Annotated in this window: 8 protein-coding genes; 5 read left to right on the top strand and 3 right to left on the bottom strand. The window is 74.7% G+C overall.

Annotated features, from left to right (window positions below):
* Positions 1 to 5: 5 nt before the first annotated feature.
* From V5P93_RS11020 to V5P93_RS11010, 3 genes are all read right to left on the bottom strand, one after another.
* Positions 6 to 881, bottom strand: a complete 876-nt coding sequence (locus V5P93_RS11020) for an SDR family oxidoreductase (protein ID WP_104482518.1) — start codon at positions 879 to 881, stop codon at positions 6 to 8.
* Complete coding sequence (locus tag V5P93_RS11015) at positions 871 to 2,259, bottom strand: MFS transporter (RefSeq protein WP_104482519.1); 1,389 nt, start codon at positions 2,257 to 2,259, stop codon at positions 871 to 873. Before V5P93_RS11015 ends, V5P93_RS11020 begins: the two co-directional genes overlap by 11 nt.
* A gap of 135 nt (positions 2,260 to 2,394) precedes the next feature.
* Complete coding sequence (locus V5P93_RS11010; RefSeq protein ID WP_104482520.1) at positions 2,395 to 3,342, bottom strand: AraC family transcriptional regulator; 948 nt, start codon at positions 3,340 to 3,342, stop codon at positions 2,395 to 2,397.
* Positions 3,343 to 3,916: 574 nt separating this feature from the next.
* On the opposite strand from V5P93_RS11010, the gene V5P93_RS11005 reads away from it, so the two are divergent.
* The 5 genes from V5P93_RS11005 (at position 3,917) to V5P93_RS10985 (ending at position 12,375) form a co-directional block, all read left to right on the top strand.
* Complete coding sequence (locus tag V5P93_RS11005; protein WP_104482521.1) at positions 3,917 to 4,894, top strand: PstS family phosphate ABC transporter substrate-binding protein; 978 nt, start codon at positions 3,917 to 3,919, stop codon at positions 4,892 to 4,894.
* A gap of 109 nt (positions 4,895 to 5,003) precedes the next feature.
* A complete protein-coding gene (locus tag V5P93_RS11000; RefSeq protein ID WP_219824159.1) occupies positions 5,004 to 6,749 on the top strand; it encodes an AfsR/SARP family transcriptional regulator in 1,746 nt (581 codons plus the stop codon).
* Between the two features lie 32 nt (positions 6,750 to 6,781).
* Positions 6,782 to 8,947: a TOMM precursor leader peptide-binding protein gene (locus V5P93_RS10995; protein WP_219824160.1), complete on the top strand. Its 2,166-nt coding sequence runs from the start codon at positions 6,782 to 6,784 to the stop codon at positions 8,945 to 8,947.
* On the top strand, positions 8,940 to 10,808 hold the full coding sequence (locus tag V5P93_RS10990; protein ID WP_219824161.1) for a TOMM precursor leader peptide-binding protein: 1,869 nt from the start codon (positions 8,940 to 8,942) through the stop codon (positions 10,806 to 10,808). The genes V5P93_RS10995 and V5P93_RS10990 overlap by 8 nt, the downstream gene beginning before the upstream one ends.
* A 25-nt stretch (positions 10,809 to 10,833) precedes the next feature.
* The gene (locus tag V5P93_RS10985; RefSeq protein WP_104482522.1) at positions 10,834 to 12,375 is read left to right on the top strand and encodes a SagB family peptide dehydrogenase; all 1,542 of its coding nucleotides are present in this window, start codon (positions 10,834 to 10,836) and stop codon (positions 12,373 to 12,375) included.
* Positions 12,376 to 12,379: the final 4 nt, after the last annotated feature.

The raw sequence follows: 12,379 nt of genomic DNA, 5'->3' as shown, positions 1-12,379 counted from the left end.
GGGCGTCAGGAACTCGCCCACACCGACCACCGCCGCGCCGCGACCCAGTCCCGGATCCGGCCGAACCGCACCCCGAGCAGCCGCTGGGGTTCGGGGGCGAAGAGGTCCGGGGCGGCGACCTCGGCGTACCGGTACACCCCGGCGACCCCCGCGGCCCCGACCGCACCCATGACCTGGGCCAACGCCGCCTCGAAGGTGTCGACGCCGAGCGGGGTGTAGGTCACCTCCTTGGCCAGCGCGGCGCTGAAGGCGGCGGCGAGTCCCGGTCCGTCGACGGCCTCGGGGCCGCCGAGCCGCACCACCGCGCCCTCGATGTCCGGGGTGTCCAGCGCGGCCACGGTCGCCTCGGCGAGGTCGCCGTGCGAGATCCACGCGACCCGGCGGTCGGCGGCCAGCGGGTAGGCGAGCACGCCGTCGTTGACCAGCGCGGGGCCGTTCCACGGGCTGAACAGGTTGTCCAGGTAGACCGGCGGCCGCAGTACGACGACCGGGAGCCCGCTCTCGCGGAAGACCCGCTCGGCGGCGCGGCGCGTCTCGTAGGCCGCCAGGCCGGTGTCCTCGTCGGGCACGGGGGTGTTGGTGTTGTAGACCAACCGGGACACCCCGGCCGCGCGGGCGGCGTCGACCACGTTGTGCGCGTAGGTGGTCACCAGGTCGGCGTCGTACACCAGGGGCAGCACCACCGACGCGTGGGTGACGCCCTCGAACGCGGTGCGCACCGCTGCCGCGTCGGCGAGATCGCCCTCCACCACCGGCAATCCCGGAACGGTCCTTCCCGGCCTGACGAAGCCGATGGCCTCGCGGTCACGCAGAGCACGGGCAACTGCCCCACCCTGGAAGCCCCGCGCGCCGATCACCAGATAGCGCCTCTCAGCTGACATTCCTTGTCCTCCAATGATTAGGCCGAAGGGACAGCGCGGACAGCGCGCCCAGCAACGCCAGCCCGGCGGAAACCAGGAACGCCAGGGAGAACCCGGCGGTGAGCGCGTCGGGGTCGGCCGGTCCGCCGACCGCCGCGGCGATCCCGCTGAGCACCGCCAGCCCGACAACCGACCCGAACTGCTGGCTGGTGTTGACCAGTCCGGACGCCAACCCGACCTCCCCCGGCGCGGCCTCGGCGGTGGCCGCCGCGGTGGTGGTGATCGCCACCAGCGGCAGGCCGATCCCCAACACCAGGCTGGGGAACAGCACATCACCGACGAACGACCCGTCCACCGAGATCCGCGACAACCAGGCCAGGCCGACGGCGACCAGACCGAACCCGCCGACCAGCACCGCGCGTGGACCGAACCGGCCGATCACCCGCCCCGCACAGGAGGCGACCGCGATGACCGTCAACGACAGCGGCAGCAGCCCCAGCCCGCCGAGCACCGGCGGGTAGCCCAGCACGTCCTGCATCCACACGCTGATCAGGAAGAACGCCGGGAACAGCACGACCTGCCCGAGACCGGAGAGCAGGTTCGCCGCGCGCACCATCGGCCTGCGGATCACCGCCGGTGGCACCAGCGGGTGGGCGACCTTGGTCTGCGTCACGGCGAACGCCACCAGCAGCGCGACCGCCAGCCCGCCCGTGACCAGGGTGGTGGCGCCGGTCCAGCCGTCGACACCGGCGTTGACCAGGGCGTAGGCCAGCAGTCCCAACCCGGCGGTGCCGACGAGCGCGCCGCCGACGTCGAACCCGCCGGTCCGCTCGCGCGGCGCCTCCGGGCGCAGCACCCGCGGCGCGAGCGCGGCGAGCGCCAGACCCGCGAGCACGTTCAGCGCGAACGTGGACCGCCACCCCAGCCACCCGGTCAGGACACCGCCCAGCACCGTGCCCGCGGCGCCACCCGCGCCCGCCATCGCGGCGAACACACCGAGCGCCCGGTCGCGCCCAGGACCCGCCGGGAACAGCGCGAGGAGCAGGGCGAACGCCGCCGCGGCCGCGATCGCCGCGCCGACCCCCTGCACCGCGCGAGCCGCGACGAGCTGGCCGACGCCGCCCGCGACGGCCCCCGCCGCCGACCCGACCACCAGCACACCGAGCCCGGCGGCGAACAGCCCGCGCCGGGTGAACCGGTCCGCGGCGCGACCGCCGAGCAGCAGCAACCCGCCGAAGGTGACCAGGTAGGCGTTGGCCACCCAGGACAGCGCGGCGGGCGCGACCGCGAACCGCGCGCCGATCGACGGGGCCGCCACGTTGATGATCGCGGTGTCCAGGACGAGCAGGAACTGGGTGCCCGCCAGCAACGCGAGCGCGCGACGCGCGGCGCGGTCCATCGCGCCCCCTTTCCCCGCCGGACAACCTGACCCAACCGGGATTCCACAGAGGACCCGGTGACCCCAGCGTGGTCGAGTCCGCGAGTGGGTTCAACGAGTATCCGACCGGAGTCGCTTAACAACCGTCCAGTCGACTCAGCCCTGGTGGAGCTGCCGGTATTCGCCCGGGGTCGTCTCGAAGAACTTGCGGAAGGCCAAGTGGAAGCCCACGACGCTCTGGTAGCCGACCCGCGCGGAGACCACGCCCAGCGGAACCGAGGCGTCGGCCAGCAACCGGGCCGCCTCGCGCATCCGGCAGGACGTCAGGTGGCCCGCGGGCGCCTCACCGACGAGCTTGCGGAAGCAGGCGGTGAACGCCGAACGGGACATGCCCACCTCGCGGGCCAGCGACTCCACCGTCCACGGCTCGTCGAACCGGGTGTACATGATCAGCAGCGCCGTACCGATCTCCGGGTGCCGCGCGGCGGCGAGCACCTCCGGCCGCTCCAGCATGCCTTGCAGCAGCGGGCGCAGGGTCAGCACGAACGCCATCTCGAACACCCGCAACGTGATCAGCTGCGCGCCGGGCCCATCACCGTGGTGACCGAGGAGCAGGTCGATGACCTCACGCAACAACGGCTCCTCGGCGATCCGCGCCGCCTCCAACACCATCACCCACGGCAACGCCCGGTAAAGCGATGAGGCGACACCCGCGTCGAAGTGCAACCCCGCGCACAGGATTCGGCTCGGCTCCCCGTCCCCGCCCAGGGTGATGTGCTCGGACGAGCCGGGGGCGCGGTCGGAGAGCAGGCGTTCGATCGGGACGCCGCGCCGCTCCGGCCGGTCCGACATCCGGTGCGCCACACCGGTGGGAAACACCGCGAGGTCACCCGCGCGCAGCCGAACGGGTGCCGTTCCGTCCGCGGTGATCCAGCAGACACCCTCGTCGACGTAGTGCAGCACCGCGCAGGTCCGCTCGGTATCCCCCTCGACCGCCCACGGTGCCCGCGCATGCCACCAGCTGTGGAAGACACCGGTGAGGCGGATCGGCCGCAGCAGCTCGCTCAGCAGGTCCTGCCCCTGCGCCCCAACCCCCGCTGTCACGCCACCCCTCCCCCGCCACCATCCGCGCCAGCCTACCGGCCCGACCACCTCCCCCGACTCGTTCGCCCCGGGACAGCGCGCTCACCACATCCCGCACCGGCGCCGCGAGTGCACCTGCACGGTCACCGCGGCGGTGACCGTGCCGATCCATCCACTTGGAACCCAGCCGCGCCCGGGCGGGCGCGACGGACCAGGGGTCCATAGTGGACGCACCAGGGCCTTTGGTCCTCTTTGGTACCGCGACCGCCACGGTCCTTCCGGCGCAGCGGAAAGACGTGTTCGACTGTGGAAATTCAGCAGTCGAACACGCCGCGCGCGAACCCGACCGGCAAAACAAATTCTTCCCCGATCATCGGCACGTTAAACACAGACAACCCGAGTGCGGATCGGCTAACGTGGCACCAGGCACGGGGTACCGTGCCCGCGCCGGTGATACCGGCGCGTTTCTGGGGGCAGACGAGTAGCGGTCTTTCAACCTTGGCAGCAGTGGATTCGCCGTGCGCGAAATAGCGACTCGACGCACCCATGCCGTGCAAATCCGATAGACACCACCCAAGACAAGGAGCAGTGTCGAATGCGCTCGTCCTTCGTACGCCGCGGGCTGACCGCGATCGGGGCGGCCGTGCTGGCCACCGCCGCCCTGGCTTCCACGGCCACCGCCGACCCCGGCGTCACGCCGCGCTGGACCGACCTGGTCGGCGTCGGCTCGGACACCACGCAGACGGTCCTCAACGACCTCTCGGCCCTCTACAACTACGACACCGGCGCGGCCCGCCGGGTGGCGTCCTTCGACGCCAGCGACCCGGCGACCGGTCAGACCGGCGGCCAGGTGCAGATCAAGCCCGGGGTGACCATCGAGCGGCCCAACGGCTCGGTGGCGGGCGTGGACGCGCTGCGCGCCAACCGCGCGGTGGACTTCGCCCGCTCGTCGGTCGGCCCGGCCGCCGACACCCCGGCCAACCTGGTGTACCTGCCCTTCGCGATCGACGACCTGCGCTACGTGGTGGACGCCCCGGCGACCAACGCGCCGCTGGACGTCACCCGCGACGAGCTGGTGCGGATCTACAACTGCGAGGCCACCACCTGGAGCGCGGTGCGCCCCGGTCTCTCCGGCGACACCATCGCGCCGAAGATCCCGCAGGCGGGCTCGGGCACCCGGGCGCTGTTCCTGGAGCAGCTGGGCCTGACCGCGCCCGGCGCGTGCGTCGCCGAGGTGCAGGAGCACGACCACACCGCGGTGGACGGCAACCCGAACGCGATCCTGCCGTTCTCCTCGGCCCGGTTCTTCATCGATGTCCCGGTGGACGAGACCGGCCGCCGCAAGGTCGTGCAGGGCAACTTCGACGGTGGCTTCATCGTCGCGCACAACCTCTACAACGTCGTGCGCAAGGAAGGGCCCGGGGCGGGTGTGCCCGCCGGTCTGCGCCCGTTCCTCGGTGACGGCAAGGGCGCGAACGGTTGGATCTGCGGCGACAACGCCCGCAGGCAGATCGTGAACAACGGATTCCGCAACCTACCCGCCAACGAGTGCGGTGTCGCGGTCAAGCGATAACCCGTGAACCGCGGGCCGGTCTTCGGCAAATTGACGAAGTCGAAGACCGGCCCGCCGGTCACGAAGCGGGAAAGCGATTCGATCGGAATACTTTCGGATAGTGGGGGAAATGGCTTCGCCGAATGTCCCGGAGTTGGTGTCCGGGGGTTCACCGGGTAGTTCGTCGGGGGACGGGCGAGCCCGGTTCCGCGTACTCGGGTTGCTCTCGGTCACCGACGGTGTGGAAACCGTGGTGCTGCAACCGTCCAAGCCGGTCTCGCTGCTGGCGGCGCTGCTGCTGCACGCCAACGAGACCGTGTCCACCGACTACCTGCGCCGTGCCATCTGGGGCGAGCGGCAACCCGCGGGCGCCCGCGCGGCGCTGCAGACCTGCGTGCTGCGGCTGCGGCGGATCTTCCCGGCGCACGGCGTGACCGACAACCCGATCGCCACCGACCCCGGCGGGTACCGGCTGGTCGCCGACGCCGGGTCCCTGGACCTGCTGGCGTTCCGCGCCGCGCTGCGGACCGCCGACGCCGAACCGGACCCGGAGGCCGAGCTGGCGTGGCTGCGCGCCGCGCTGGCGCTGTGGCAGGGACCGCCGCTGGCCAACGTCGCCTCCGACCTGCTGCACCACGACGAGGTACCCCGGCTCGAAGACGAGCGGCTGCGCGCGGTCGAACGCGTCGGCGACCTGGAGCTGGCCGCGGGCCGCAGCCGGGTCGTGCTGGCCGACCTGTGGGCCACCGCGCGCGCCCACCCCGGGTACGAGCGCTTCTCCGAGCAGCTGGTCGAGGCGCTGTACCGCACCGGCCGCCAGGACGAGGCGCTGGCCGAGTACCGCCGGGTCAAGGGATACCTGCGCGACGAGCTCGGCGTGGACCCGGGCGCGCCGTTGCGCAGGCTGGAGGCGGCGATCCTGCGCGGTGACGACCTCGACGGCACCGGGCCGCGGTCCGCGGTCCGCACCCGGACACCGGTGGCGTTCTTCGCGGGCCGCGCCGAGCTGGTGGCGACCGTGGTCGAGCAGCTCACCGCGCCCCGGCACGGCCCGTTGACCGTGGTGCTGAGCGGACCGGCGGGCGCGGGGAAGACGGCGCTGGCGCTGCACGCCGCGCAGCTCGTGCGCGCGGACTACCCCGACGGCTACGCCGTGCTCGACCCCGGCACCCCCGTGACCACCGCCGGGCGCCGGGTGCTGGTGTTCGACGACGTCGAGCGGGTCGACCAGGTCCCACCGCTGCCCGCCGCCGCCGCGGGCTGCGCGGTGATCGTGACCAGCCGGGACAGCCTCACCGGCCTGATCGCCCGGGACGGCGCGCTCGCGCACCGGGTGGGCCCGCTGACCGCCGCGGAGTCGGTGTCGCTGCTGACCGGCGCGCTCGGCGCGGCCCGGGTGGCCGCGGAGCCCGACGCGGCGGCCGAGGTAGCCGAGTTGTGCGGGCATTTCCCGCTGGCGCTGCGGGTGGTGGCCGCGCGCCTGCAATCCCGCCCGGGCGCGCGGCTGGCCGACTGGACCCGGTGGCTGCGCGCGGACCCGCTGCGCGCGCTCTCCCTGCCCGGCGGCGACGACCTGTCGGTGCCCGCCGTGCTCGACGCGTGGCTGGACCGGCTGGCACCGGACCTGCGCGCCGCGGCCACCGCGCTGGCCGCGGGCACGGCCGCGCCGACCGGGGTTCCCGAACCCGTCGACCCCGCCGCCGCCGCCCGCGCGCTGGGCACGACCGAAGCCGCCGCCGAGGCGGTGCTGGAGCGGCTGGTCGACGCCTGCCTGCTGGAGAGCACCGCGCCCGCCGAGTACCGCATGCACGCCCTGCACCGCCTGCACCTGCGGGCTCGGGCCACGCGGCACCCGCACCTGCCCCACAGCGCGTGAGCGCACCGGAAACGAGCCGAGGAAGGCACACCATGGAGACCGCCTACGACCGGATCGCGCGCACCAGGCCGCGGTTGCGCCGCGACGTGCTGTTCACCGCGGCGCCCGACGGGGTGCTGTTCCACAACACCCAGGGCGGGTTCCACGTCCGGGGCGCGGACGCCTACCGCTTCGCCGTGCTGCTGGTGCCGCACCTGGACGGCACCACCGAGGTCGCCCGGCTGTGCGCGGGTCTCGGCGAGCCGCAGCGGGCGATGGTCGCGAACGTGGTCGACCTGCTCTACGAGCGCGGCTTCGCCCGGGACGTGCCGGAGGGTGCCGACGACAGCGGGGCGCGGCTGCTCACCGAACCCGTCGCGCGTCGGTTCGCCGCGCAGATCGGCTACGTGGACCACTACGCCCACCACGCGCACGAGCGGTTCCGCCGGTTCCGCGACACCCGGGTCGTGGTGCTCGGCGGGGACGAGGTGGCGCGGTGGTGCGCGTTAAGCCTGGTGCGCAACGGGAACTCCCGCGTGCACGTGCTCTCCACCTGGTTCGCGGAGGAGGCCGCGTGGGACGAGGTGCGGACCGAGGCCGGGGAGGTGGCGGAGTCGGGCTGCCCGGTCGCGTTCGCCCGCACCCGCGTCGAGCGGGCGCCCAAGTGGACCGATCTGGCGGACTACGACGTGGTGGTGACGACCGACGTCGCCGTCGCGCACGCGTTGAGCACCGAGGGGGTGCCCGAGGGCCAGGCGTTCGTGCCCGCCTGGGTGTTCGGTGACCGCCAGGTCATCGGACCGCTGGAGGTGGCGGGCCGCGCGGGGTGCTGGACGTGCGCGGCGCTGCGGTTGGGCGCGGGCTCGACCGGCGCCGCGGCCGACCTGTGGAGCGCGGTCGCCACCGGGACCACCGCACCCGGCGCGCGACCGGACCGACCGCTGGCCGCGATGGTGGGCAACCTGCTGGGCTACGAGGTGTTCCGGCTGCGCACGCAGGCGCTGCCCGCGGAGACCGACGGCCAGGTGGTGGTGCAGGACACCGCCACCCTGGACGTGGCGACCGAGCCGCTGCTGCCACACCCGCGCTGCCCCCGCTGCGCCCAGACCGCCGAGCCCGCGCCCGATCTGACCGTCTCGCTGCTGACCACCCGGCCGATCCCGCCCGCGGTGACCGCGCGGGACGCCGACGACCTGGTGGCCGAGCTCAACGACCGGATGCGCCTGGTGCAGCCCAACGCGGGCGTGGTCACCGCGTTCGCCGACGAGTCCCACACCCAGAACCCCCTCAAGGTCGCGACCGTGGTGCTGCCCTTGGGGCACGGCGCGCCCCGGCGGGTCACCGCGTTCGACCCGCACCACCTGGCCGGGGCGCGGCTGCGGGTGCTCGACGCGGCGGGCGCGGTCTACGTCGACCACGTGGCCGCTCCCCCTCCGGCCGCGCGGGCGGAGGGGGCGGCGGTCGGGCTCGGCGGGCTGGACACCGCGACCGGTCTGCCCGGCGAGGTGACGGGGTGGACGGCCGCGGTGTCCCTGCTGACCAAGGAAACCGTGCTCGTGCCGACCGCGGCGGCGCACCCGTTCGGGCCCGCCAACCACGACCGGCTCGTCGAACCGACCTCGGCCGGTGTGGGCGCGGGCCGGTCCCCCGCCGAGGCGGCCGGGCGGGGGTTGTTGTCCGCGTTGGGTTTCCGCGCGCTCCGGGGCGCGCTGCGCGGTACCGCAGCCGTCCTCCGGGTGCGGGTGCCGGAGGACGGCGCGAGCCCGGAACTGACGTTCCTGCTGCGCGCGGTCGACCTGCTCGACGCGGACCTGGAACTGCTCGACCTCGCCCCGGACGGCGCGGTCCCGGTGCTGTTCGCCCGGGCGCGCGCGGCGGACGGGGAGCCGGTGTGGGCGGTGGCGGCGGACCTGTCGTGGGACGCGGCGGCGGTGCGGGCGCTGTGCGACGTGCTCGGCCAGGTGCAGCTCAAGGCGGAGACCGGTGCGCCCGTCGACCTCGGTGACCCGCTGGTGGCCGACCTGGCCCCCGAGACCGTGGCGGTCGACGGCGAGGCCGACGCGCCCGTCACCTCCGCGACCACCTGGGCGGCGCTGCACGACGGGCTCCGCGCGCGGGGTGTCGACCCGCTGCTGGTGCCCCGGCCCGCGCCCGACCTGGCGGCGGGTGGCGTGCACGTGGCGCGGGTGCTGCTGACCGGCGGTGCCACCGGTGGCTGACCACGGGGACACCGCGCACCAGGTCACCGCCGGTTTCGCCGAGCTGCTGCCCACCGGGAGCCGGGCGTTCGCCGTGCGCGCCCTCGGCCTGCGGGACGCGATCGACGACGGGGACGGCGACGAGCGGGAGCCGGGCGCGGTCCCGGTGCACCTCTACGGCGACCAGGTGGTCGTCGGCCCGTTCCCCGACGCGCCCGGGGCCTGCGCCCGGTGCCTGGCACGGCGCTGGCAGGCGACCCGACCGGTGCCGCTGCGCGACGCGCTGGAACTGGGTGGGCCGACGGCGGCGCCGGGGACGTCACCGCACGCCCTGCCGTTCACCGCCGACCTGGCCGCCGCCGTCGCGGCCGCGCACGAGGCCGGTCGGGCGGCCGCGGAGCCCTACCCGGTGGTGTACCTGGTCGACCCGGCTGCCATGTCCGTGCGCCGGTACCCGCTGGTGCCGGACCCGGAGTGCCCGCGCTGCGGCGACCGGCGCGCCGACGCCCCCGCGGCGCCGGAGTGGGAGCGGGCGCCCAAGCCGGGGCCGGGGGTGTTCCGGACCCGGCGGGCCGCGGACATCGGGGTGCCCGCCGCGGCGTTCATCAACCCGGTGACCGGGGCGCTGGGCACGGCGCTGGAGTTCGACGTCTCCTCGCCGACGACGTCGCCGGTGACCGGGCACTTCACCCTGCGCGCCACGCACAAGCTGCGCGAGACCTACTGGGGCGGGCACGAGGACGACTACGCGGCCAGCGCCCGGGTGGGCGTGCTGGAGGGGCTGGAGCGGCACGCCGGGATGCGGCCGCGGGCCAAGCGGACCGTCGTGGTCGACACCCTGGCCGCGTTGGGCGGCGCGGCGCTGGACCCCGCCGAGTGCGGGCTGTACGCGGACGCCTTCCACGACGGCGAACCCGGCGTGGCGCCGTTCACCCCGGACCGGCCGATCCCCTGGGTGTGGGGCTACTCGCTGCGCGACGAGCGGCCGGTCCTGGTGCCGGAGGTGCTGACCTACTACCACAGCCGGGACCCGGCGGAGCGGTTCGTGCAGGAGAGCTCCAACGGGTGCGCGTCCGGGTCGAGCCTCACCGAGGCCGTCTACTTCGGACTGCTGGAGGTGGTGGAGCGCGACGCGTTCCTCCTCGCCTGGTACGGCGGGTTGTCCCTGCCGGAGCTGCGCGTCGACGGGTCCGCGGCCACCGGGGACCGGCTCATGGTCGAGCGGATGGCGATGTACGGCTACCGGGCCCGGTTCTTCGACACCCGGATCACCTTCGACATCCCCGTGGTGACCGCGGTGGCCACCCGCGCGGACGGCGGGTTGGGCGCGCTGTGCTGCGGGGCGGGCGCGAGCCTGGACCCGGCGCGGGCGCTGGGCGCCGCGCTGCGCGAGATCGCGACGGACTCGGTGAACCTGCCCGGCCGCACCCGGCGCAACCAGCCGCGGCTGCGGCGGCTGGCCGACGACTTCGACCTCGTGGTCTCGCTGCACGACCACCCGTTCCTCTACGGGCTGCCGGAGATGACCCGGCACGCCCGGTTCCTGCTCGACACCGACGCCCCGCCGACCGAACTGTCGGCCGCGTTCGGCGCGCCCCGGTTGGCCGACGACCTGCGGACCGACCTCGCCCGGTGCGTCGACGAGGTCACCGCGCACGGCTTCGACGTGATCGCGGTGGACCAGACCAGCCCGGAGCAGGAGCGGTTCGGGCTGCGCACCGCGAGCGTGCTGGTGCCCGGGTTGCTGCCGCTGGACTTCGGCTGGCGCAGGCAGCGGGCCAGGACGATGGCCCGCACCCGCACCGCGCCCCGCGCGGCCGGGCTGCTCGACCGCGACCTGCGGCCGGACGAGCTGACCCCGGCACCGCACCCGTTCCCCTGACCGTCCCGGAACCAAGGAGCAGGCGATGAGCTTCGCCCACGAGTACGCCGCCGCGGTGCTGCGCCGCGGGCGCGAGCCGATGGCGCCGGTCGGGTTCACCCCCGACTGGTCGGACCGGCCGCGCAAGTGGAAGACCTACCCGGGCAGCGCGGCGTTCCCGCTGCCGGACGCGGCCCCGGCGCCCGCGCCCGACGGCCGGTTCACCCTGCCGCTGCTGGGCGGCATGCTGCGCGACTCCTACGGGCTGCTGGGCCGCAGGCTGGGCGTGCACGCCAACGAGGACCTGGGGTCGCTGCCGCGCTACCAGCACGGCGGCTGGTCGCGGGGCACCGCGTCCGGCGGCGGCCTGTACCCGGTGTCGATCTACTGGGTGAGCGGTGCGGCCGGTCCGGTGCTGCCGGGGGTCTACCACTACGCGCCGGGCGGGCACGCGGCGCACCGGCTGCTGGCCGGTGACGTGTCGGCGGAGGTGGCCGCCGCGCTGGCCGCGCCGGAGCGGACCGACGGCGTGGACCAGTACCTGGTGCTCGGCGTGAAGTACTGGCAGAACGCGTTCAAGTACAACAGCTTCTGCTACCACGCGGTGTCCATGGACGTCGGCACGGTGGTGCGGACGTGGCGGCTGTGGGCCGCGGCGGCGGGGCTGCGGATCGCGCCGCTGCTGTGGTTCGACGAGGCGCGGCTCGCCGACCTGCTCGGCATCGACAACCGCGCGGAGGGCGTGTTCGCGGTCGTGCCGCTGCGGTGGGGCGACCCGCTGCCCGCCACCGCCGGGGCGGCGGCCGCGGTGCGGCACGCCGACCTGGAGAAGTCGCGCCGGGTGCTGGAGTTCGAGACCGTCACCACCCTGCAGGTGGAGGCGGCCCGGGTAGCCACCGAACGCCCCGCACCGGGGGCCGTCGCCGCGGGTGCCGTGGCACCGGCCGACCCCGGCGCGCGGTGGCACCCGCTGCCCGACCCCGAGTCGACCGACCCGGACGTGCGGGCCGCGCTGCGCCGCAGGCGCAGCAGCTTCGGCCGGTTCGACGGCAGGCCGATCGGGGCCGGGCAGCTCGCCGCGCTGCTCGCCGCCGCGGCGGGCACCGCGCTGGACAGCGACGCGGAAACCGGCGCCACTCCCCCGGCGCTGGCGAAGCTGTACGTCTTCGTCAACCACGTGCACGGTGTCGCCGCGGGCGTCTACGAGTACGCGCCCGCCACGAACGCGCTGCGCGAAGTGCGCCCCGGGGCACCCGGGGAGTTCTTGCAGCGCAACTACTTCCTGGCCAACTACAACCTGGAGCGGTGCGCCGCGGTGCTGGTCCCCGCCGCCCGGACGGCCGCCGTGCTCGACGCCGTCGGGCCGCGCGGCTACCGGCTGGTGAACGCGCTCATCGGGGCCATCTCGCAGAGCACCTACACCACCGCGGCCGCGCTCGACCTCGGCTGCGGCGTCGCGCTGGGGTTCGACAACGTGTCCTACGTGGAGGAGCTCGGGTTGGCGGGATCCGGTGAGCTGCCGCTGCTGCTCATGCTGGTCGGGCGGGACAGCGCGCGACCGGCGGACTTCCGGCACGAGATCGCCTGAGCCG

The sequence above is a fragment of the Actinokineospora auranticolor genome (assembly GCF_041897805.1).
In the GTDB taxonomy this organism is placed as follows: Bacteria; Actinomycetota; Actinomycetes; order Mycobacteriales; family Pseudonocardiaceae; genus Actinokineospora; species Actinokineospora auranticolor.
This window is presented reverse-complemented; position numbering and strand designations above follow the sequence as displayed.